At 61.3% G+C, this 22,339-nt stretch carries 23 protein-coding genes and 1 tRNA gene; 19 read left to right on the forward strand and 5 right to left on the reverse strand.

Features of this window, described 5'->3' with window-relative positions; all coding sequences use genetic code 11:
* Positions 1-16 precede the first annotated feature (16 nt).
* The 7 genes from AC1DZ8_RS30670 to AC1DZ8_RS30700 all read left to right on the forward strand — a co-directional run bounded on the left by AC1DZ8_RS30670 (position 17) and on the right by AC1DZ8_RS30700 (position 6,940).
* On the forward strand, positions 17-2,473 hold the full coding sequence (locus tag AC1DZ8_RS30670; protein WP_477310880.1) for a penicillin-binding protein 1A: 2,457 nt from the start codon (positions 17-19) through the stop codon (positions 2,471-2,473).
* A gap of 129 nt (positions 2,474-2,602) precedes the next feature.
* Positions 2,603-3,734 (forward strand): peptide chain release factor 2 gene (gene prfB / locus AC1DZ8_RS30675; RefSeq protein ID WP_477310882.1). Its coding sequence is split into 2 segments (ribosomal slippage): positions 2,603-2,668 and positions 2,670-3,734, totalling 1,131 coding nucleotides; the frame shifts between segments, so codons are not numbered across the junction.
* 41 nt (positions 3,735-3,775) lie between these two features.
* Positions 3,776-4,183, forward strand: coding sequence for a GFA family protein (locus AC1DZ8_RS30680; protein ID WP_477310884.1), 408 nt, complete (start codon positions 3,776-3,778; stop codon positions 4,181-4,183).
* 269 nt (positions 4,184-4,452) lie between these two features.
* Positions 4,453-4,830: a hypothetical protein gene (locus AC1DZ8_RS30685; RefSeq protein ID WP_477310886.1), complete on the forward strand. Its 378-nt coding sequence runs from the start codon at positions 4,453-4,455 to the stop codon at positions 4,828-4,830.
* A gap of 102 nt (positions 4,831-4,932) precedes the next feature.
* The gene (locus tag AC1DZ8_RS30690; protein ID WP_477310888.1) at positions 4,933-5,301 is read left to right on the forward strand and encodes a GFA family protein; all 369 of its coding nucleotides are present in this window, start codon (positions 4,933-4,935) and stop codon (positions 5,299-5,301) included.
* 141 nt (positions 5,302-5,442) lie between these two features.
* Positions 5,443-6,093, forward strand: coding sequence for a YiaD family glycine zipper/OmpA-like lipoprotein (locus AC1DZ8_RS30695; RefSeq protein WP_477281424.1), 651 nt, complete (start codon positions 5,443-5,445; stop codon positions 6,091-6,093).
* A 238-nt stretch (positions 6,094-6,331) separates the two neighbouring features.
* Entirely contained in the window at positions 6,332-6,940 is a 609-nt protein-coding gene (locus tag AC1DZ8_RS30700; protein ID WP_477310890.1) for a hypothetical protein, read from the forward strand.
* A gap of 67 nt (positions 6,941-7,007) precedes the next feature.
* On the opposite strand, the gene AC1DZ8_RS30705 is transcribed toward AC1DZ8_RS30700, so the two are convergent.
* Both AC1DZ8_RS30705 and AC1DZ8_RS30710 read right to left on the reverse strand, forming a co-directional pair.
* Complete coding sequence (locus AC1DZ8_RS30705) at positions 7,008-8,603, reverse strand: DEAD/DEAH box helicase (RefSeq protein ID WP_477310892.1); 1,596 nt, start codon at positions 8,601-8,603, stop codon at positions 7,008-7,010.
* Between the two features lie 192 nt (positions 8,604-8,795).
* Positions 8,796-9,563, reverse strand: a complete 768-nt coding sequence (locus AC1DZ8_RS30710) for an NAD kinase (protein WP_477310894.1) — start codon at positions 9,561-9,563, stop codon at positions 8,796-8,798.
* A gap of 680 nt (positions 9,564-10,243) precedes the next feature.
* Between AC1DZ8_RS30710 and AC1DZ8_RS30715 the strand changes: the two genes are divergently transcribed.
* The 7 genes from AC1DZ8_RS30715 to AC1DZ8_RS30745 all read left to right on the forward strand — a co-directional run bounded on the left by AC1DZ8_RS30715 (position 10,244) and on the right by AC1DZ8_RS30745 (position 16,590).
* Positions 10,244-11,278 (forward strand): extracellular solute-binding protein, encoded by a 1,035-nt coding sequence (locus AC1DZ8_RS30715; protein ID WP_477310134.1) that lies wholly within the window; start codon positions 10,244-10,246, stop codon positions 11,276-11,278.
* Positions 11,279-11,379: 101 nt separating this feature from the next.
* Positions 11,380-12,807 carry an amidase gene (locus tag AC1DZ8_RS30720; RefSeq protein WP_477310136.1) on the forward strand — a complete coding sequence of 476 codons (1,428 nt, stop codon included), beginning with the start codon at positions 11,380-11,382 and terminating at the stop codon, positions 12,805-12,807.
* A gap of 67 nt (positions 12,808-12,874) precedes the next feature.
* Positions 12,875-13,567, forward strand: a complete 693-nt coding sequence (locus AC1DZ8_RS30725) for a TetR/AcrR family transcriptional regulator (RefSeq protein ID WP_477310138.1) — start codon at positions 12,875-12,877, stop codon at positions 13,565-13,567.
* Between the two features lie 203 nt (positions 13,568-13,770).
* Positions 13,771-14,208, forward strand: a complete 438-nt coding sequence (locus AC1DZ8_RS30730) for a hypothetical protein (RefSeq protein WP_477310140.1) — start codon at positions 13,771-13,773, stop codon at positions 14,206-14,208.
* Between the two features lie 566 nt (positions 14,209-14,774).
* A complete protein-coding gene (locus AC1DZ8_RS30735) occupies positions 14,775-15,530 on the forward strand; it encodes a hypothetical protein (RefSeq protein WP_477402174.1) in 756 nt (251 codons plus the stop codon).
* 39 nt (positions 15,531-15,569) lie between these two features.
* The gene (locus AC1DZ8_RS30740; protein WP_477310144.1) at positions 15,570-15,899 is read left to right on the forward strand and encodes a hypothetical protein; all 330 of its coding nucleotides are present in this window, start codon (positions 15,570-15,572) and stop codon (positions 15,897-15,899) included.
* Between the two features lie 136 nt (positions 15,900-16,035).
* Positions 16,036-16,590, forward strand: coding sequence for a DUF2569 family protein (locus AC1DZ8_RS30745; RefSeq protein ID WP_477310146.1), 555 nt, complete (start codon positions 16,036-16,038; stop codon positions 16,588-16,590).
* 120 nt (positions 16,591-16,710) lie between these two features.
* Here AC1DZ8_RS30745 and AC1DZ8_RS30750 read toward each other — a convergent pair.
* Positions 16,711-16,786, reverse strand: a tRNA-Thr gene (locus AC1DZ8_RS30750).
* A gap of 158 nt (positions 16,787-16,944) precedes the next feature.
* On the opposite strand from AC1DZ8_RS30750, the gene AC1DZ8_RS30755 reads away from it, so the two are divergent.
* Both AC1DZ8_RS30755 and AC1DZ8_RS30760 read left to right on the forward strand, forming a co-directional pair.
* Positions 16,945-17,112, forward strand: coding sequence for a hypothetical protein (locus AC1DZ8_RS30755; protein ID WP_142864872.1), 168 nt, complete (start codon positions 16,945-16,947; stop codon positions 17,110-17,112).
* A gap of 249 nt (positions 17,113-17,361) precedes the next feature.
* The gene (locus AC1DZ8_RS30760) at positions 17,362-17,670 is read left to right on the forward strand and encodes a BA14K family protein (RefSeq protein WP_477310148.1); all 309 of its coding nucleotides are present in this window, start codon (positions 17,362-17,364) and stop codon (positions 17,668-17,670) included.
* 57 nt (positions 17,671-17,727) lie between these two features.
* On the opposite strand, the gene AC1DZ8_RS30765 is transcribed toward AC1DZ8_RS30760, so the two are convergent.
* Positions 17,728-18,147 carry a hypothetical protein gene (locus AC1DZ8_RS30765; RefSeq protein ID WP_477310150.1) on the reverse strand — a complete coding sequence of 140 codons (420 nt, stop codon included), beginning with the start codon at positions 18,145-18,147 and terminating at the stop codon, positions 17,728-17,730.
* A 124-nt stretch (positions 18,148-18,271) separates the two neighbouring features.
* On the opposite strand from AC1DZ8_RS30765, the gene AC1DZ8_RS30770 reads away from it, so the two are divergent.
* On the forward strand, positions 18,272-18,628 hold the full coding sequence (locus AC1DZ8_RS30770) for a hypothetical protein (protein WP_477310152.1): 357 nt from the start codon (positions 18,272-18,274) through the stop codon (positions 18,626-18,628).
* A gap of 55 nt (positions 18,629-18,683) precedes the next feature.
* Here the strand turns inward: AC1DZ8_RS30770 and bhcR are convergent, their stop codons facing one another.
* A complete protein-coding gene (bhcR, locus tag AC1DZ8_RS30775; protein WP_477310154.1) occupies positions 18,684-19,505 on the reverse strand; it encodes an HTH-type transcriptional regulator BhcR in 822 nt (273 codons plus the stop codon).
* A 204-nt stretch (positions 19,506-19,709) separates the two neighbouring features.
* On the opposite strand from bhcR, the gene gcl reads away from it, so the two are divergent.
* Positions 19,710-21,491, forward strand: coding sequence for a glyoxylate carboligase (gene gcl / locus AC1DZ8_RS30780; RefSeq protein WP_477310156.1), 1,782 nt, complete (start codon positions 19,710-19,712; stop codon positions 21,489-21,491).
* Between the two features lie 26 nt (positions 21,492-21,517).
* Entirely contained in the window at positions 21,518-22,315 is a 798-nt protein-coding gene (gene hyi, locus AC1DZ8_RS30785) for a hydroxypyruvate isomerase (RefSeq protein WP_477402178.1), read from the forward strand.
* Positions 22,316-22,339 lie beyond the last annotated feature (24 nt).

Genomic DNA, 22,339 nt, shown 5'->3' on the forward strand with positions numbered 1-22,339 from the left:
TCGGACTGGAGCGGGCATGATTCGTCTCATCGGCTATTTCTTTGGTATCGGCACGACGCTGGCGCTTCTGGTCGCCGCCGGCGTGGCGATATACATCAGCCATCTGTCGAAGGACCTGCCCGACTACGAAGTGCTGGCCAAGTACGAGCCGCCGGTGACCACGCGCATCCATGCTTCGGACGGGTCGCTGATGGCCGAATATGCGCGCGAACGGCGCCTCTATTTGCCGATCCAGGCGGTTCCGGACCGCGTCAAGGCGGCGTTCCTGTCGGCCGAAGACAAGAATTTCTACAACCACCCCGGCATCGACATCACCGGGCTTGGTCGCGCCATCTACGTCAACCTGCAGAATCTGGGTTCGGGCAGGCGCCAGGTCGGCGCCTCGACCATCACCCAGCAGGTGGCGAAAAACTTCCTGCTGACGTCCGACCAGACCTACGAGCGCAAGATCAAGGAGATGATCCTGGCCTTCCGCATCGAGCAGGCCTATTCGAAGGACCGCATCCTCGAGCTCTACCTCAACGAAATCTTCTTCGGCTTCGGCGCCTATGGCGTCGCGGGCGCGGCGCTGACTTATTTCGACAAGTCGGTCAACGAACTCACCGTCGCGGAAGCCGCCTATCTGGCATCGCTGCCGAAGGGTCCCAACAACTACCATCCCTTCAAGCATGCCGACCGCGCCATCGAGCGCCGCAACTGGGTCATCGACCAGATGGTCGAGAATGGCTACGTGACGCGCGAGGAAGGCGACAAGGCCAAGGCCGAGCCGCTCGGCGTGACGCCGCGCCGCAACGGCTCCTATCTGTTTGCGGGCGAGTATTTCACCGAGGAAGTGCGCCGCCAGATCATCTCCCGCTATGGCGAGAACGCGCTCTATGAGGGCGGCCTGTCGGTGCGCACGACGCTCGATCCGAAGATCCAGCTCATCGCCCGCAAGTCGATGCAGAACGGCTTGCTCAAATACGACACGCTGCGCGGCTATCGCGGACCGGTGACGCATATCGACGCTTCCGGTGACTGGGGCGTGGCGCTGGGCGCCGTCAAGGGGCTGGAAGACGTGCCGGAATGGTCGCTTGCCGTCGTGCTCGATAGCTCGGAGACCGGCCTTTCCATCGGCCTGCAGCCGACGCGGCAGATTTCAGGCGAAATCGCCAAGGAACGCGTCGAAGGCACCGTCAGCAAGGAAGACATGAGCTTTGCCATGCGCCATGTGGTCGATGGCAAGACGGTCAAGGCCAAGTCGCCGGCAGACGTGCTGCAGCCGGGCGACGTCATCTTCGTGCAGAAGAACGAAGGTTCCGAAGGCGCTTACACGCTGCGCCAGGTGCCGGAAGTGGAGGGCGGCCTGATCGCCATGGATCCGCATACCGGCCGCGTGCTGGCCATGGTCGGCGGCTTCTCCTATGCGCAATCGGAATTCAACCGCGCCACGCAGGCGATGCGGCAGCCCGGGTCGTCGTTCAAGCCGATCGTCTATTCGGCAGCGCTCGACAATGGCTATACGCCGGCCTCGGTGATCATGGACGGGCCGATCACCATCCAGAGCGGCAACACGACCTGGACGCCGAAGAACTATGACGGCACGGTCGCCGGCCCCGCGACCTTGCGCTCCGGCATTGAAAAGTCGCGCAATCTTATGACGGTGCGGCTCGCCAACGACATGGGCATGAAGCTGGTGGTCGAATATGCCGAGCGTTTCGGTGTCTATGACCATCTGGCGCCGTATCTGCCGATGGCGCTGGGCTCCGGCGAGACGACCGTGATGCGCATGGTGTCGGCCTATTCGATCATGGCCAATGGCGGCAAGTCGATCAAACCGTCGCTCATCGACCGCATCCAGGACCGTTACGGCAAAACGGTGTTCAAGCAGGACGAGCGCGGCTGCGAAGGCTGCAACGCGGCCGAATGGAACAACCAGCCCGAACCGGAACTGGTCGACAATTCCGAGCAGGTGCTCGACCCGATGACCGCCTACCAGATCACCTCGATGATGGAAGGCGTCGTCCAGCGCGGCACCGGCGCCACGATCGCCGAACTTGGCCGCCACATTGCCGGCAAGACCGGCACGACCAATGATGAGAAGGACGCCTGGTTCATCGGCTATACGCCGAACCTCGTCGTCGGCCTCTATATGGGCTACGACACGCCGAAAGGGCTTGGCAAGGGCGCGACCGGTGGTGGCCTGGCGGCGCCTATCTTCAAGGACTTCATGCGTGTGGCGCTGGACGGCACGCCCAATGTCGACTTCAAGGTGCCGGAAGGCATGAACCTGGTCGCCATCAACCGCAAGACCGGCATGCGTGCCGCGTCGGGCGATCCCGGCACCATCATCGAAGCCTTCAAGCCGGGCACCGGCCCCGCCGACAGCTATTGGGTGATCGGCATGGGCGCCGACGGTTCCAATGGCGCCGGCGGACCGCTGTCGCCGCAGGCTACGGAAGCCATCCAGGCGCCCGGCGGTGGGCTTTACTGACATCTGATTTCTTATGTTGAGTGGGCTGGCTTATTGAGCCGGCCCATTTCGCTTTACAGGCAGCAATGCCGTGCCTATGTATCGCGCCGACCCAAGCGCCACTTCAAAAACAGGACAGAACAACCAGCCATGCGCGCGGAAACGCAGAATATTGTCGACGAGATCAGGCAGGCGATAACCCTGCTGAGGAGGCATCTTTGACTGGGATCAGGCCATAAAGCGGCTTGAATACCTGAATGTGCGGGCCGAGGACGCCAGCCTCTGGAACGAACCGCTGGAAGCGCAAAAGCTGATGCGTGAACGCCAGGGCCTCGAAGAAGGCATCGCGGCGGTCAAGGGCCTGACCCAGGCGCTGGAAGACAATATCGGCCTGATCGAGCTTGGCGAGGAAGAGGGCGACGAGGGGGTCGTCGCCGAGGCCGAAGCCGCCATCCGCTCGATGCAGGGCGAGGCCAAGGCCCGCCAGGTCGAGACGCTGCTGTCGGGTGAAGCCGACGCCAACGACACCTATCTTGAAGTCCACGCCGGCGCCGGCGGCACCGAGAGCCAGGACTGGGCCTCGATGCTGTTGCGCATGTATACGCGCTGGGCCGAACGGCGGCGCTTCAAGGTCGAGGTGCTGGAAGTCCATGATGGCGAAGAGGCCGGCATCAAGTCCGCTACGCTCTTGATCAAGGGCCACAACGCCTATGGCTGGCTGAAGACAGAATCGGGCGTCCACCGCCTGGTGCGCATTTCGCCCTATGACAGCAATGCGCGCCGCCATACGTCCTTCTCCAGCATCTGGGTCTATCCGGTCGTCGATGACAGGATCGAGATAGACGTCTCTGAATCCGACGTGCGCATCGACACGTACCGCTCGTCCGGCTCGGGCGGCCAGCACGTCAACACGACGGATTCGGCGGTCCGCATCACCCATATTGCGACGGGCATTGCGGTCGCCTGCCAGGCCGAACGCTCGCAGCACAAGAACAAGGCGAAGGCCTGGGAAATGCTGCGCTCGCGCCTCTACGAGGAAGAGCTGAAGAAGCGCGAGGCCATTGCCAACGCCACCGAGGCGTCGAAGAGCGACATTGGCTGGGGCCACCAGATCCGCTCCTATGTGCTGCAGCCCTACCAGCTGGTGAAGGACCTGCGCACCGGCGTCGAGAGCACCAGCCCGTCGAGCGTGCTCGACGGCGATCTCGACGACTTCATGGAAGCCTCGCTGTCGCAGCGCATCGAGGGCGGCGCGGGCGAAGCTGTGGCGGACCTGGACTAGGATACGTCCATATCCTCAGGCATCGGGCAAAGGAGGAGCCGATGACACGCAAGCTCACCGGCAAATGCTTTTGCGGCGCGGTCAAGTATGAGGTGGCGGACGAATTCGTCTATGCCGCCAACTGCCATTGCTCGAATTGCCGGCGCACCACAGGTTCGGCCTTCAAGCCGTTCGCCGGCATCGAGCGCGGCAAGTTCGCCCTTGCCGAGGGGCATCACGGCCTCATCCATTTCGGCGACGACAGCGGCCACGATGCGCATTGCAGCCGCTGCGGCTCGTTGCTGTATTCGCTGGTCCGCGACGGCGCCTATGTCCATGTCGCCATGGGCACGCTGGTCGACGATCCGACGATCCGGCCGACCGCGCATATTTTCGTCGGCTCCAAGGCGCCGTGGTTCACCATCGCCGACGACCTGCCGCAGTATGAAGGGCACGCCTCCGACGGCTAACGCCTCTTGGGTTTACCTCGTTAACCATTCGTTAACCAAGCCGGCGCACCCTTTTCGACGGCAGATGTCGGCGCGCGGGGTGCGGCACTGTAGGACCTATGCACTTCTTGCGCCGACCAAGGAATCAGCCCAGCATCTCGGGCTGAGGGGTGAAAAAGCATTTATGGCCGGACGCGGCATATCTGCGAGCTGACGATTCGGCCACTGGGAAGACACGTTCCAAGAACGGGCAAGCAAATGCTTGATGCTCGCTTGAAAGGAACGTTTCCATGTCTGCTGCCATCGTCCGATCGGCCAGAGCCGTTCAACCGGCTGGCCGACTTCTGTTTTCCCTGTTCATGATCGGCGCGATCGCGGTGCTGACCGCACCCGCCTTCGCGCATGACGCCAAGCCGACGGCGGCGAAACCGCAAGGCTGGAGTTATCCCTTCGCCTGCTGCGCCAACTATGACTGCCGCACCACCCATACGGGCGAGGTGCTGGAAAAGCCCGAGGGCTATGTCATCGCCGGAACGGGGGAGGTCGTTCCGATGAGCGACAAGCGGGTCAAGGATAGCCCGGACGGCGATTTCCACTGGTGTGCGCACCAGGCCGGTCTCGACGCCGGCAAGACGATCTGCCTGTTCGTGCCGCCGCGTTCCTATTGACGGCAAGGCAGCGTTCCAGCCGCTATTGCTGACAGACAGTTGTCAGGAGGCTTCCTTTATGTTGCCTTTGCCGCATAGGGCGGGCAACGGAGAGGAAGCTTCATGATCATCAAGGCGAGCTGTCACTGCAAGGCGACGACATTCGAGGTTTCGCAGGCGCCCGAGACAGTAACGCAATGCACCTGCTCGTTCTGCTCCAAGCGCGGTTCGCTGTGGGCCTACTACGTTCCGTCGCAATTCAAGCTCACCAGCCCGGCCAAGAACGTCTCCGTCTATCAATGGGGATCGAAGACCGTCAAACACGGATTTTGCGCCATTTGCGGCTGCGGCACCTTCACCGAAACGCCGGACTGGTCGACCGGCGAACCGGACTTCGACAACCCCAAGATTTCAGTCAATTCGCGGCTGTTCGACGATTTCGACCTCGACAAGGTCGAGGTGGTCGTCATCGACGGCAAGAACCTCTGGTAGGCCGACGCCAGAAGAGTGGCGCAAGCGGGGAAAAGCCGCTTTCGCCGTTCCGCTTTTCGCCGTATTTCATGGTACAAGACCCGTGGAAGGGCTGATATGCGCGGGCCGCAAAGGCCGCGGTTTGGAGAGGGACGTTATCTCATGAAAAAGACTGTGCTCGTCGCCGTTGCGACGGCTGTGCTGGTGAGTGCCTGCACGACCACTGATCCATATACCGGCGATCAGAAGATTTCCAACACCGCGGCCGGCGCCGGCCTTGGCGCACTGGCGGGTGCGGGCCTCGGCCTGCTTGCCGGCGGAAATGACCGCCGCAACGCGTTGATCGGCGCGGGTATCGGCGCGCTGGCCGGCGGCGCCATTGGCGCCACGATGGACCAGAACGAGGCTGAATTGCGCCGCCAGCTGCAGGGCACCGGCGTCAGCGTCACCCGCACCGGCGACCAGATCATCCTCAACATGCCGTCCGATATCACCTTCAACGTCGACCAGGATGCAGTGAAGCCCGGCTTCTACCAGGTGCTGAATTCGGTGGCGCTGGTGCTGAACAAGTTCCGCCAGACCACGGTCGACGTGTTCGGCCACACCGATTCGACCGGTGGCGACGAGCACAATTTCGATCTGTCGCAGCGCCGTGCATTGGCGGTCGCCAACTACCTGTCGGGACAGGGCGTCGATTCGCGCCGCTTCGCCGTCACCGGCTTCGGCAAGACCCGCCCGATCGCCTCCAACGCGACCTCGGCCGGCCGCGCGCAGAACCGGCGCGTCGAGATCCAGCTTTCGCCGCTCACCTGATCAGGTCGGCATCGACATGCGAAGGCGGCCCCGCAAGGGGCCGTTTCATTTTGGCGCTCGGGTTCGCCAAACGATCTAAAGCATTAGATTTTTCTAATATTTTCTTCCCGCAGACCTTGGAAAGGACTAGCATCGGCGCTGTTCCAGAGGGGATGGGGCGGTACAAATGGCCGCGCGATCATCATTCTTCTTTCGCCCCGGTCTTGCGCGGCCAGATAACGAAATCTGGGAGGACTGCATGACAAGAACAGCTCGGTTCGGGCGTTGCGGCGCCCTCGTTTTGACAGGTCTGGTCTCTGCTTGGTGCGCGGCCGCCACGGCTCGAGCCGAGGACGCCAACAAGGCCGACATCGAAGCCTTGAAGAAATCGCTCACCAAATATGAGGACTACACGGCCGCCATCCGCGATCTTTATCTGTCGACCGAAGGTTGCGTCTACTTCAACGGCGAAAAGATACCCGGCACGATGGATTATCCAAAGGGCGCCATGGGCATCCATTTCGTCAATGTTCCCAGCGTCGGCCAGAAACTCGACCCGATGAAACCCAATGTCTTGATCTACGAGCCGACCAAAAAAGGCTTGAAGTTGGTTGGCGTGGAATGGCTGGTGCCGCTGACGCCGGACGTCAAGGAAGCTCCTAAGCTATTCGGCCAGAAATTCATGGGACCGATGGAAGGGCACTATCCGCTCATTCCGAAGGAGTTCGTCCACTACGACCTTCATGCCTGGCTGTTCAGGGACAATCCGAACGGCATGTTCAGCCCGACGAACCCGAAGGTGAAATGCAGCAAGGCCGAGTTTCCGATGCTGGAAAAACCGACCAAGATGATGCCCGGGCCGATGTGACGGGACAACAATGATCGCGACGGGCAAGCCGGGTGATCGGCTTGCCTCGCGAGACCGAAACCGGAAATCAGACCTTGGCGACGATCTTCATGAAGGCCGGCATGTCATCGCCGAAGCCGACTGTGCCGTCATTGTCTTCGCCGCCGCGGTTGTTGCGGGCAGGGCGGCTGTTGTTGGCACGCTGCGGCCTGGTGTCGCCGCGTTCGGGAGCTCGGTTCTCGTTGTTGCGATCGGAAACCTTGCGTTCGCTGTTTTCGGAGCGGATCGCTTCCTTGCGCTGACGCCGTTCGCCGATGTCGGCGACCGCCGCCTCAGCCACGACCGGCTGTTCCTCGCGTGCGGCATCCGCCGGGGCGACTTCGCTAGGCTTGGCGTGGCGCTCGCGTGGCTTGCGCTCGCCGCGATCTTTGCGGTCCTCGTCCTTGCGGCCGGCGCGGCGCGGGGCGCCACGGCCACGGCGCGGCGCTTCGTCCTCGCCGCCTTCGCTGGCGACCACCGTCGACAGGTCGCCGTCATGCCACTCGATCTTGTTCCCGATCAGCCGCTCGATGGCGTCGATGTATTTGGTGTCCGACTTGGTGGCGATGGTGAAGGATTTGCCCGAGCGTCCGGCACGGCCGGTGCGGCCAATGCGGTGGACATAGTCCTCGGCGTGGATCGGCACATCGTAGTTGAAGACGTGGCTGACATCGGGGATGTCGAGGCCACGCGCGGCAACATCGGACGCCACGAGATAGCGCAGCTTGCCGTCGCGGAAATTGGCCAGCATCTGCATGCGGGCGCGCTGATCCATATCGCCATGCAGGGCGCCGGCGTCGAAATCATACTTCAACAGCGAGCGGAACAGTTCCGAGACCTCGACCTTGCGGTTGCAGAAGATGATGGCGTTCTTCAGCTCGGCGTCTTCGGCCTTCATCAGATTGCGCAGCGTCTCGCGCTTGTCCCAGGGCTTTGGGCCCGACTTGACCAGCCGCTGGACGATATTGGTGGCAGCGGATGCTGCCTTGGAGACCTCGACGCGGATAGGCGCGTGCAGGAATTTTTCGGTGAGCTTGGTGATCTCCGGCGGCATCGTCGCCGAGAAGAACAGCGTCTGCCTGGTGAACGGGATCATCTCGCAAATGCGCTCGATGTCGGGGATGAAGCCCATGTCGAGCATGCGGTCGGCTTCGTCGATGACGAGGATCTCGACGCCGTTGAGCAAGAGCTTGCCGCGCTCGCGGTGGTCGAGCAGGCGGCCGGGCGTGGCGATCAGCACGTCGGCGCCGCGCTCCAGCTTCTTGTCCTGCTCGTCGAAAGAGACGCCGCCGATCAGAAGCGCGATGTTGAGCTTGTGGTTCTTGCCGTAGCGCACGAAATTCTCTTCGACCTGCGCGGCAAGCTCGCGCGTCGGTTCGAGGATCAGCGTGCGCGGCATGCGGGCGCGGGCCCGGCCTTTTTCGAGGCGGGTCAGCATTGGCAGCACGAAGGAGGCGGTTTTGCCCGTGCCGGTCTGGGCGATGCCCAGAATATCCTTTCCGAGCAGCGCATGCGGGATGGCGCCGGCCTGGATCGGCGTCGGCTGCGTGTAGCCGGCATCGGTGACTGCGGAAAGGACCTTCGGCGACAGGCCAAGGTCTGAAAAGGTCAACGCTTCTGGAGCGGTCGTGGTGTCTGAGGACAAGTGTTGTTGTCTTTGGCTGGTTCGGGGAAGCGCAACGGCATCCGTCGCGGCAAGCACAGCGTGCCTGCAAGATTGGTATTGCGATTAGGCGCAAGCCCACGATTTGTCAACAGAAACGGGCGGGATTGGCACGATTGTGAAAACGTAAGCTTAATCGCGATGCTTAATCAGGTAGTCTTTTTTTGCGCCGGCTCAATAGCGAAACTGCTCGGCGAGAATGCGTTCGTTCCACGAATGGTTGGGGTCAAACAGCAGCGTCGCCGTCGCGCTCAGCGATTCCCGGACCGTCACGGACGCCACCGCCTTGACCTCGGTGTGGTCGGCGGCGGCGTTCACCGGGCGCTTCTCCGGCTCCAGAATATCGAAGCGAACGGTCGCCTTGTTGGACAACAGGGCACCTCGCCAGCGGCGCGGGCGGAACGGGCTGACCGGGGTCAGCGCGAGCAGCGGCGCGTCGAGCGGCAGGATCGGCCCGTGCGCGGACAGATTGTAGGCGGTGGAGCCGGCCGGTGTCGCGATCATCACGCCGTCGCAGTTGAGTTCCTCGATGCGGACCTGTTCATCGACGGTGATGCGGATCTTTGCCGTCTGGTAGGATTGGCGCCACAGCGCCACTTCGTTGATGGCAAGTGCCGAAACCGTCTCGCCCTCATGCGTCACCGCCAGCATCTCCAGCGGCCGGATCGTTTCGGCGACGGCGGCCGCGATGCGTTCGGTGAGACCGCCGACGCGGTATTCGTTCATCAGGAAGCCGATGGTGCCACGGTTCATGCCGTAGACCTTCTTTCCCGTGCTCATCGTGTCGCGAAGGGTCTGCAGCAGGAAGCCGTCGCCACCGAGCGCCACCACCACCTCGGCGTCCTCGAACGGGGCCTGGCCATAGCGGGCCGACAGGCTTTCCATGGCCGCCTTGGCATCGGCGGTGTCGGACGAGACGAAGGCGAGACTGGCTGTGCTCATGACTTCCCGATGGCGGTCGGCGGCGGTTGCGTGGGGTAGCATGGGCAAGCGCGTCTGCAAAGGGAGGCAGCGTCCGGTGCCACTGCGGCCGTGCCGGAACGAAAATCGGTGGCTCGCGCTTCATGTCGCCGGAGCGGCGAATGTGATGGTTAAGAGCGAGCTTAAACACTCGTAAAGCCCCATCGATCATGTTAGCCGGCAGATGATGGGTGGCTGGGGGGCTAGCCAGTTGAGACCTGTCTATTGCCGGTGACACGCCTGATTATCGTCTTCCTCGTGATGGGAAGTTTCGCGCTTCTCTTCGCCGAACTTGTGCGACAGTCCGAGGACATGAGTTCAAGGCCGAGGCCGACGGCCTCACGCTGCGGCGACGCCGGCATGCCATGCCCGCAAAACGCTTTGTAGGCTGAAGCCGCAGCCGATCCGCCGACGGCGCGGCTGCAATTCATCACCCACTGCCTGACAATCTGTAGGTTTGACGGCACCGACCAGCGTCGTCGACGTCTGGCCGATACCGTCGCCATGCCGGCAAAAAGATATTGACTGTATGTTTAGTAATTAATACCGTGAGGCATACCGAGTTGGTCAGCCGGGATAGATCGGTGAATGGCCACCAGGACGAAGGGAACAGACGGGCCAGCGGCGACTACGCAGCCGGCCTCAACAATGGGAGAATAAGCATGCACCTGAAATCCACCGCGACGGCGCTCGGCCTGTCGCTGCTGGCCATGACCGGCATTGCCCAGGCCGATGGCGAACTCCAGATCTACAATTGGGGCAACTACACCAGTCCGGAGTTGATCAAGAAGTTCGAGGACACCTACAAGATCAAGGTCACCGTCACCGACTACGACTCCAACGACACCGCCTTGGCCAAGGTCCGCCAGGGCGCCTCCGGCTACGATATCGTCGTGCCCTCGGCCAGCGTGATGCCGATCTGGATCAGCGAAGGCTTGCTGTTGGAGACCGATCCCAACACGATGGAAAACTTTAAAAATGTCGATCCGAGATGGGTCGATGTTCCGTTCGATCCCGGCCGCAAATACTCCGTGCCGTGGCAATGGGGCACGACCGGCATCTCGGTCAACAAATCGGTCTATGCGGGCGACCCTAACACCTCGGCGATTTTCCTCGATCCGCCGCCGGAACTCGTTGGCAAGATCAATGTCGTGCCCGAAATGGGGGACATCATGTTCCTCACCATTGCCTATGAGGGCGGCAAGTATTGCACCGACGACAAGGTGCTGCTGAAGAAGGTGCATGACAAGCTGGTCGAGGCCAAGGGCAAATGGCTGTCGCTCGATTACGCGGCCGTCGATGGCCTGGGCCGAGGCGACATTGCCGCTGGCGTCAACTGGAACGGCATATCGCTGCGCGAGCGGCTTGAGAACGACAAGATCGTCTACGGCTATCCCAAAGAGGGCTTTCCGATCTGGATGGACAATGTCGCGGTGCTCAAGGACGCCAAGAATGTCGAGAACGCCAAGCTTTTCCAGAATTTCATCATGGACCCGAAGAACGCCGCGCTGATCTCGGCGTTCGCGCACTACGCCAACGGCATCAAGGGCTCCGAGCCGTTCCTGCCGGACGACATGAAGGGAGCGCCCGAAGTGGACGTTCCGGCCGAATTTGCCGACAAAGGCCAGTTCATGCCGACCTGCCCCGCCGACATCCAGGCGCTCTACACCAGGATCTGGACCGACCTGCAGAAATAGCAGCGCCGCCAGCCGAACTTGCCAACATCCTTCGGGCCGCTCACGGCGGCCCGGCCATCCCTCATGCCAGATGCGGTCCAGCGCGGCCGCGGGAGATTTTGATGTCCGATCTCGACCTTTGCTACATGCCGGCCAGCGAGGCGTTGCGGCTGTTCAAGGCGAAGAAGCTTTCGCCTGTCGACCTGATGCAGGCCACCATCCGCCGCGCCGAGGCGACGAAAGCAACGATCAACTGCTTCACTTTCGAGCATTTCGACGAGGCGATGGCGCTCGCCAGAAAAGCCGAGGCGAAATACGCCAAGGGCTCCAGGACCGGTGCGCTCGAGGGCCTGCCGATCGGCATCAAGGACGAGAGCTACATCAAGGGCAAGCCGACATCGCATGGCTCGCTGCTGTCGAAGGATGCCATTGGCGGCCATACATCGACGATGAACGAGCGTGTCATGAAGGCTGGCGGCATCGTGCATGCCCGCACGGCGACGCCCGAATTCAGCTGCGCCGGCTATACCTGGTCGAAGCGTTGGGGGGTGACGCGCAACCCGTGGAATCCCGATTTTACACCGGGCGGGTCGTCGGGCGGTTCGGCGGCAACGCTGGCTTCCGGCACATCATCGATCGCCACCGGGTCGGACATTGCCGGGTCGATCCGCATTCCGGCCTCGGCCTGCGGCCTGATCGGCTTCAAGCCGCCTTACGGCCGCAACCCCGACGAGCCGCCCTTCAATCTCGACTTCTATTGCCACACCGGGCCGCTCGCCCGAAATGTCGGCGATGCGATCCTGCTGCAGAACGTGATGGCCGGGCCGAGCCCGCTCGACATCGCCACGTTGCGCCCGAAACTGCGCCTGCCCAGCGACTACAAGCCGATCAAGGGCTGGAAGATCGCCTTCTCGATGGATCTCGGGTCCTTTGAGATCGACCCCGACGTGCGCAAGAACACGCTTGCCGCCTGCGATGTGTTTCGTTCGCTCGGCGCCACCGTCGAGGAGGTCGACCTCGGCTGGGGTGATGAGGTGCTGAAGGCCGGCATGGCTTACCTCGAACATCTCTTCGGCGCCTCGCTGGTGCCCCTGCTCGCCAAGCACGGCAAGGACATGACCAGCTATGCCAGGCAGTTCGCGCAGGACGGGCAGAAGTCGAAGGCGACGGATTTTGTCGCGACCCTGGAGGTGGCGGCCCGGATGTACCAGACGCTGGGGCCGTTGCTGGAAAAATACGATGTGCTGATCTGTCCGACCAATGCGCTTCCCGCGGTGCCGGCGGAATTCGATCAGACCAAAGGCAAGGTCGAGATCAACGGCAGGGAGGTGAATCCGTCGCTGGGCTGGGTGATGACCACGCCGTTCAACATGCTGAGCCGCTGCCCGGTTCTGTCGGTGCCGTCGGGCCGCGCCGCCAATGGTGTGCCGACAGGCATCCAGATTGTCGGCCGCACCTATAGCGACGCCGATGTTTTCCGGGCGGCGATGGCCTATGAGACGGCTCAGGGTCAATGGTACATGAAAGCCGGGACACGCCCGTCGCTGTGAGTCCGCGAAGGCGCCGGCGTGCCAAAGCAGCGGCGGGATGTTTTCGCCGGGGAAAGGCCTGACGACAATGGCGCAACGCAAAGCCACCGCCGAGGCGGGAAAAAGCAAGGCGACCAAGGGCGCAGCGAACGACGCCGCGCCCAAGGACCGCCGGCGCGAGCGCGGCGAAGCGAGCATCCAGCGCATCATCGATGCCACCATCGAGCTCATCGCGGAGGAGGGCCTGGCCAGCGTCACCATGCAGCGCATTGCCGAGCATGTTGGCTCGTCCAACGCGCTGGTGGTCTTTCATTTTCGCAGCAAAGAGAATTTGTTCCGGGCCGTTCTGCAGTATCTCAGCGATCAATATGACGCGCTGTGGATCACCTTGGTGCGGGCGCCCGGCCTGTCGCCGGTGGAACGGGCCTTGGGCGCGGTCGATTGCGCGCAGCGCTTTGCCCGTCTGCATCCGAAATGGGTCTCAGTCTTCGTCGTGTTCTCCAGCGACCGCAAGAGCATGCAGATCTACAATGAAATCGGCCTGCCCAGCGATCTCGCCTACACCGCCGAAGCGCGCGATCTGCTGATCGAAATCGCGCGTGAAGGTGGCTATACCGGCGTCGACATAGACACGCTGTCAGAGAGCCTGAACTATCTGGTTCACGGCGCCTGGTATTGGGATCATCTCAACCCGTCCAGCCGCGACACAGACGTGCTGCGCAAAACGATGCTGCTGCTGTTGCACCAGGCATTTCCGCGGCACTTTGAGTTGATGCGTTAGGTTTTCCGGTCAGGACGTTCAGCGCATCAAGCATGAGCTCAAACGTACCCTCGCCATTTGCTATTTCGAGGCGCCCGAGCGCTCGCCCTCATGAAAATTAGCAATCGCTAAAATTATCGCTTTGCATTTAAGGGGGCTGAAATTTCGCCAGATGATAAAGTCGGCGTCGGTCACGGTGGCTGGCGCTGAAATCGGAGACAGCGATGAAAAAGTTCCCTCTGCTGGTGGTGACCTCGATCGGTTTGCTGGGCGTTTTCATGACAGCGAAATCGTTTGCAAGCCAGGTCTCCGATCACGGCGCTCCAGTGACCGCCACCATACCAAACGATGACAGCGAGGATGCCACCGCCGGCGACCAGAACGATGATAGTGCCGTGGAAAGCGACGACAGAGCCGGTGAGCAGAAAGGCGATGGCGTCGAGCAGGGCGACCAGGGTGACGGTGGCGTCGACGCCGGTCCGCATGATGGCGACCAGGGTGACGATGCCGACGATGATAGCGGCGACAGCAGCGATCATGAGAGCGGCGACCATACTGGCGGCAATAGCGGCGGCAGCGACAGCGGCGATCACGAGAGCGGCGATCATGCTGGTGGCGATAGCGGGGGCGGCGACAGCGGCGGTCACGAGGGTGACGACTGATACGTTAGTCCGCTTTACGCTTTTTGGCTCGCTGGCCTTTAGCGGGAAGGTTCCCTCGCTCAGAGACACGTTGGGTTATGATAGGCGCATGCTCTGCATTTTTTGATCGAAAAGCGCGAGCTTGGTCATATAACCGATCCTGATCCTCTGGTCGCAGTGAGCGCATTTGAAGGCAGATATAACCTTCACCCACGAGCCCCTTTTCACGATTACATGGGAACAGTTGGGGCATTCAAATTTTAAGTACTCGTCCATCATTTTTTCTGAAATGGGCATGGTGCCACTCCCCCCGCAATGCACCGACTGAACGGTGGCGGTCTGCAGCTGGGCCATTATATCCCCATCCCATTTCTTCGTCCCGCACTCCCTTGAGGGACCAAAGTCTGACTCGCACACGCATTGGGCCTAGACGGGCAACGAACGCTTTCTTGGCGGCCGCTTTGGAGGATAAAAAGAACCCACAACGCAGACGCTTGCGTGAATGCCGTTATTGCCGTTCCGATCGTTCAGGAAGGGCTCCTGGTTTACAGTGGTTGCCAATTTCAAGCGCCTTCGGGGGCCAAAAAGTGATCATCGAGCTATTTGGCCCGGCCGGCTCAGGTAAGACCACTTTCGCGCATGCGCTTCAACGTCATCTGCAAGTACAAGGCTACGTCGCCAAAGTAATGCTTTCATATGAACCCGGTGTCCATCGCTCACCGCTAGACCCTAGTGGGTTCCGCTATGCACTGCACCGTATTGCCATATCAACGATCAGGACTGCCGCCTTTGCTTGTCGCCCTATCGACAACGCCGAAGGGTTCCGACTGACCGGCAAGCTGATAAGGATTCTGGCGCCGAGAAATCCGATCTGGCTGATCAGGTTCAGTCAGTATCTCATGGCTCTCTCCCACGTTTGGCATCAAGCGTACGACGCGCGTCAGATTGTGATCTTCGACCAAGGTTTTATCCAGCTTGTCTCTTCATTAGGCCTGTTCAGCGGCGTTTCGGACGTAGAGAAACTTAAATCTGCTTTGGAACTGATCCCGCCATCGCATCTTGCCATAGCTACCAGCGCGGCCGAGCCATTGCTGTCACAGCGCCTGAGTGCTCGGCTTCTTCGGCAGACCTATCTGGAGCGCATGTTCGAGGCGGATTGCAGAACCAACCTGCAATCGATCCCAATAATCGACCACGTAAAAAGTATCCTTCTCGGCAGCGGCAGGTTCGTAATAAGCATCGATACGTCGGAAGAAGGCGGTCTGCAGGAAAGTGTTGCTCGAGTTGCAAGGGAGATTGGCGCGATGGGCTCTGATGGACAGTGCAAAGCTGCGGAAGCCTGACGCCCCACGCCGATAGAACTGCAGCTGCCCGTCGATATCGTGGCTGAGGGTATTCTTCAGGTCGCCGGCAGGCGTCTCGGTGTTCGTCGTGTTCTCGACCGCAAGAGCATGCAGATCCACAATGAAATCGGCCTGCCCAGCGATCTCGCCTACACCGCCGAAGCGCGCGAGTTGCTGATAGAAATCGCCCGTGACGGCGGCTACACCGGCGTCGACATAGGCACGCTGTCAGAGAGCCTGAATTATCTGGTGCATGGCTCCTGGTATTGGGATCATCTCAACCCGTCCAGCCGCGACACCGACGTGCTGCGCAAGACCATGCTGCTCCTGCTACACCAGGCGTTCCCGCGGCATTTCGAGTTGGGATGAGGGCGGCTTAGCCAAGCAAAAGCCGGCGGCGCGATTTTCATCCGAAGCTGCTCGAACCTCTTGAGTTGCAAACGAAACCTGATACAATCACAGGGTGCACTATACGCAATGCAAGGTTGCGTGATTGGGGGGGCGAATGTGGCATTGGGCAATACTGCTGCTGTTGATTGGCATGCCTCTTTTCTTCGCAGTCCGCTCGGCACGCAAACGCTCACGACCTCCGACATACCTTGAGGGATTTGGCGGTTGGCTGGTGCTGCTGGCGATCGGTCAGTCATTGTCGCCGTTGCGTACACTTGTGGACTTGGCCAGATCGGTCAAAGACTACCAGCAGCTCATCACACTGCCTAACGGGCCTTTGGCGGTGTATGGTGAGGTGACCCTCAATCTGGTTTTTCTGGTGCTTCAGCTGGTCGTGCTCGTTTCGATGCTGCGGCGAAGCCGCCACTTCCCCAAACTGTTCATATGCCAATGGTTTGCGATTCCTCTCTTGTTCATCCTGCACACCGTTTGGATATCAAGAATACTCGGCATCCCGATAAGCCGGCTCCTGGACGTGGATACATTGATATCGGCCCTAATTGCCGTCACCACCACGGGGCTTTGGGCCGCTTATGTCTACAGGTCGGTCAGAGTGAGAAACACGTTCAGTGGCGATACGGCAGCCATTCAGGCTGCGACGTTCTCCTAGAAGGTCCGACGGTTGCGACTTGAGCCGGATGTCGGTGGTGCCAGCCGCCGGCTTCGGAGGACACTCCTTCGTCTAACGAGCTTTGGGTGGCCTGCCACGCGAAGCTCGAAGAGTGAAGGCTGGTGCCCCCGGACGGAATCGAACCGCCGACCTTCGGTTTACAAAACCGCTGCTCTACCAGCTGAGCTACAAGGGCACGGCGCTCCGGTTAGCATATTTGCCGCGCCAGTAAAGACAAAAGTCCGTTTTCGATTGCTAATGGACCCGCCGGGCCGGCTGGCGCCGCCATGCTGAAAACCGCCAAGTCCTTTCCTACATATCTTCCAGGTGCAATCGCCTGGTTAGGGGGCTCGCATGATCAGACTTGTCATCATTCTCCCGCTCGTCGTCATCGCCTGGTTTCTCGTGGTCAAGCTCATCAAGGACGTGAAGAGCGCTAACATCGACTGGACCGGCATCGCCACCATCGTCGGTTTCATCGCGATGGCGTTCTGGCTGCGGCATGTCACGGGGATGGGGTGACAGAGAGTGAGTAGGGAATAGTCAGTAGTGAGTGGTCCAACCAACTCACAACTCACTACTCACTAATCGCAAAACCCTCGAACCTTTCGCTGTGGCGAAGATCCACCGGCGACGAGATCCTTGCCGCAGCAGGTTTTTGCCGGGCTCGAGAAAAAAATCAAAAAACCCGTCGAACCTTTTTCCTCACCGCAACGACAGATGATCAAGAGGCGGATGGATCGCCTCTAGCAACGAAACAAGGAGATCATCATGTTCACGCGCAAAATCGCTTCTGCCCTCATCGCCTCCACCGTCGCCGCCGCTTCGCTGGCCGGCACCGTGCAGCCTTCGGCCGCCCACAGCCATCACCACAACCGTGAAATCGGCATCGGCATCGCCGCCGGCGTTGGTGGCTTCGTGCTCGGCAGCCTGCTCAGCCAGCAGCCGCACACCGTCTATGTCGACGACGAAGGTGGCTCCTGGCACGTCCGCCGCTGCGCCAACCGCTACGCCAGCTACGATCCGTACTCCGACACCTATGTCGGCTATGACGGCTACCGCCACTACTGCCGCCTCTAACAGGTCGGTTTCGGGCAATGAAGAAGGGGCTCCAAAGCCCCTTTTTCATTGTTCGCGCTAGGATTTTTGCGTGTCGATCGGCAACCCTGCCGCGCGGCAGGCGTCCGCAATCGCGCCCTGCTGCGTGTTGCCCATTGCGGCGAGTTCGAAGCTGTCGTCGGCATCCGGATAGATCTTGCCGAGGAAAGGCTCATAGTCGGCAGAGCGGCCGGCAGCGTTCCTGTCATCGACAGAGCCGCATACCACAATCTCTTTGCGGCCGTTCACCGTGCGCTCGCCGGCGAGTATGGGTCCGAACCTCGCGGTGACCGGGTTTTTCAAGTGCTGGCGCACGCCAATGGTGATGGTCTCCTCCAGGGCGAGCGAGACCGCAATCGGATCGGCGCGCTGGCTCGTGGCGGGTTCAGGTGGCGGCGGTGTCGTCGCCACGCAACCGCAGAGCGAAGCGAAGAGCAAAAGCTGGACCGTTTTCTGCATGCTCGCCCTTTTGCATGCCTGCGAAAGCCGCGGCAAGACGGGCAACGTCCATGTGACCGGCGATGTACAGCGATTTTGCGAAAGTCTAGTCTGCCACCCGAGCGCCAATCGAGGGGAGGGTGGCTTGGACGAGCAGGACCCGAAGGAAGATTTGGTCGAAACGGCTTTTCGCAACGGCACCGTCACCACGGTCGGGCTCCTGCTCGCCTTTTCGCTGGGTTTCATCACCCACTGGGCCGCCAATCCCATTCCATGGCGGGCCTACCACCTGGTCGCGGTCGTGCCGATCCTGATCGGCATCGCCTTGCAGATGCGGGCGCTTGCCATATTGCTCGACATCGCGTCGCTGCAACGACGCATTTTTGAGCGCGCCAACCGCATCTTCATCACCGGTCTCATCTTCACCGCCTGCGGCGTCGGCGGGGCGATCCTGCTCGATTTCTTCGAGATTTCGGTGCGGAGCGCGGTGCCGGGCGCATGACAGCGAGAACCGAGAACCGATTTCTCGTGTCGCTCGCAGCCTGAAATTCGGCCGATCAGCCTGACTTATGTCCGCCGATCATCTTGGTCACTTCGGCTGCGGCATCACGCACCAGCGGCCCGATCTCGTCCAGCCGCTCCGGCGTCACCCGCACCGTCGGGCCGGACACCGAAACGCCGCCGATCGGCTCGCCGAATTCGTTGAAGATGGCGGCGGCCACGCAACGCATGCCGGGATGGCGTTCTTCGTCGTCGACCGACCAGCCACGGTGCTTGATGACAGCCAGGTCGTGGGCGAGCGCCGAAATGTCGGACAGCGTCTTGTCGGTGAAGCGCTGCAGGCCCGATTTGCGCAGGATGGCAGCGACCCGTTCCGGCTCAAGCTGCGCCAGCACCGCCTTGCCGATGCCCGAGGCATGGAAGGAGCTGCGCGTGCCCGGGCGGAAGAAGGCGCGGATCGCCTGATGCGTCTCGACCTGGCTGACGAAAACGACGCAATCGTCCTCGGCGACACCGAGATTGGCCGTTTCGCCGGTCTTCTCCATCAATTCCTGCATCACGACACGAGCGCGATCGACCAGCTTGCGGCGGCGCAGGAAGGCCGCACCCATGCGGTAGGTCTCGACGCCGATCGACCACAGCTGGTCCGATGTATCGAACTCGACCATGCCGTGGTTCTGCAGCGTCGTCAGCATGCGGTAGGCGGTGGAGGCGGCAAGGCCGCTTTGTGCCGATATCTCGCTCAATGACAGGCCGCTGCCCTCGGCGACAATGGCCAGGATGCGCAAGGCGCGGTCGAGCGACTGCACCGAACCGGCCTCGGCCGGCCCATTGAAAGCGCGGGGACGGCCGCGCTGGCGTTTTTCATTGGTTTCCATGGCGGCATTGTCGCCGATTTCTCCAAAAAAACAATGAAAAAGTTTTTCACTGATTTTTCGAGCTGGATTCATGGAAAACGAAAAATCAAGCGAAATCAGTCAGTAGGGGCTGTTTTCTAGAAATGAAAAATTATTCTGAAAAAATTGAAAAATCGTTCGCCCGCTGGCATTGTCAGCCAACCAACAATCTTGCGGAGGCTGAACATGGCCAGGATGCGCGCTGTCGATGCAGCGGTTCTCGTTCTCGAAAAGGAAGGCATTTCCTGCGGCTTCGGCGTGCCGGGCGCGGCGATCAATCCGTTCTATTCGGCGCTGAAGGCGCGGGGCTCGATCCGCCACATACTGGCGCGCCATGTCGAGGCGGCGTCGCATATGGCCGAAGGGTATACGCGGGCCAAGGCCGGCAATATCGGGCTGTGCATCGGCACATCGGGCCCGGCGGGCACTGATATGATCACCGGGCTCTATTCGGCGGCGGCGGATTCCATTCCGATCTTGTGCATCACGGGGCAGGCGCCACGCGCGCGGCTGAACAAGGAGGATTTCCAGGCGGTCGACATCGCCGCCATTGCGGCACCCGTCGCCAAATGGGCGGTTACCGTCATGGAGCCCTATCTGGTGCCGATGGCGCTGCAGAAGGCGTTTCATTTGATGCGCTCGTCGCGGCCGGGTCCGGTGCTGATCGACCTGCCGGTCGACGTGCAACTGGCCGAGATCGAATTCGACATCGACGCCTATGAGACACTCGTCCCGTTCAAGCCGGCCATGTCGCGCACCCAGGCCGAAAAGGCGCTGGCGATGCTCAACGCGGCGGACAAGCCGCTGATCGTTGCCGGCGGCGGCATCATCAATGCCGATGCGTCAGACCTGTTGATCGAATTCGCCGAGATCACCGGCGTGCCGGTCATCCCGACGCTGATGGGCTGGGGCGCGATCCCCGACGACCACCGGCTGATGGCCGGCATGTGCGGGCTGCAGACCTCGCACCGCTACGGCAATGCGACCATGCTGGAGGCCGATTTCGTGTTCGGCATCGGCAATCGCTGGGCCAACCGCCACACCGGTTCGGTCGATGTCTACACCAAGGGGAAAAAATTCATCCATGTCGACATCGAGCCGACGCAGATCGGCCGTGTCTTCGCGCCGGATCTCGGTGTCGTCTCGGATGCCGGTGCCGCACTGAAGATGCTGCTCGACGTCGCCACCGAATGGAAGACGGCGGGAAAGCTGCGCGACTGGTCGGGTTGGGCCAAGGAATGCCAGGGCCGCAAGAAGACGATGAAGCGCAAGACGCATTTCGAGCAGGTGCCGTTGAAGCCGCAGCGCGTCTATGAGGAGATGAACAAGGCGTTCGGCCGCGACACCACCTATGTCACCACGATCGGCCTGTCGCAGATCGCCGGGGCGCAGTTCCTGCATGTCTACAAGCCGCGCAACTGGATCAATTGCGGCCAGGCTGGCCCGCTTGGCTGGACGCTGCCGGCAGCCCTTGGCGTGCGCGCCGCCGACCCGGACCGCACCATCGTGGCGCTGTCGGGCGACTACGATTTTCAGTTCATGATCGAGGAACTGGCGGCCGGGGCGCAGCACAAATTGCCTTACATCCATGTCGTCGTGAACAACGCCTATCTCGGCCTGATCCGTCAGGCGCAGCGCGGTTTTTCCATGGATTTCGAGGTCAGCCTGGCCTTCGAGAACGTCAACCGGGCCAACGATCCGGAGGCCGGCTACGGCGTCGACCATGTCGCGGTCGCCGAAGCCATGGGCTGCAAGGCGGTGCGGGTGCGCAAGCCGGAAGAGTTCGCCGGCGCGTTCAAGGAAGCGCAGCGGCTGATGAAGGAACATCAGGTGCCGGTGGTGCTCGAATTCATCCTCGAACGCGTCACCAACATTTCCATGGGCACGGAAATCGACAAGATCACCGAATTCGAGGACCTTGCCGAAAGCCACGAGGATGCGCCGACGGCCATCGTGATGCTCGACTAGGCCTGGCGGAGAGAAGGAGAAAAAGAATGCCGCGGTTTTCAGCCAATGTGTCGATGCTCTTTGGCGAGCATGAGTTTCTCGATCGTTTTGACGCGGCCGCCCGGGCCGGCTTCAAGGGCGTCGAATATATCGGGCCCTATGACCATGCGCCGGAGGTGGTTGCCGCGCGGCTGAAGAAGAATGGCCTGACACAGGTGCTGTTCAACCTGCCGGTCGGCGACTGGGGCAAGGGCGAGCGAGGCATTGCCGTGCTGCCCGATCGCGTGCCGGAGTTCCGGCAAGGCATCGCCAAGGCGATCTCCTACGCCCACGCGCTCGGCTGCGAACAGGTCAATTGTCTCGCCGGCATCGCCCCGCAAGGCGTGGATCGCACTGTGCTGGAAATCACCTTTGCCGAGAACCTGGCGTTCGCAGCGGAGAAACTGGAGCAGGCCGGCATTCGGCTGCTGATCGAGCCGATCAACACGCGCGACATTCCCGGCTTCTTCCTGAATTACTCCGACCAGGCGCTGGCGCTGATCGACCGCGTCGGCTCGAAGAACCTGTTCCTGCAATATGACATCTATCACATGCAGATCATGGAGGGGGATCTCGCCCGTACCATCGAGGCAAACCTTGGCCGCATCGCGCATATCCAGCTTGCGGACAATCCCGGCCGTCACGAGCCGGGGACGGGCGAGATCAATTATCCCTTCCTCTACGAGCACATCGACCGGATTGGTTATTCCGGCTGGGTCGGCGCGGAATACAAGCCGAAGGCGGGGACTGAACAAGGGCTGGGGTGGTTCAGGGAGCTCAACGGGCAGGGGRGCGCGGCGGCTTAGGCGCAGTCGAGCTAGCGTTCCTTC

The organism is Mesorhizobium sp. P2_F7 (assembly GCF_056403695.1).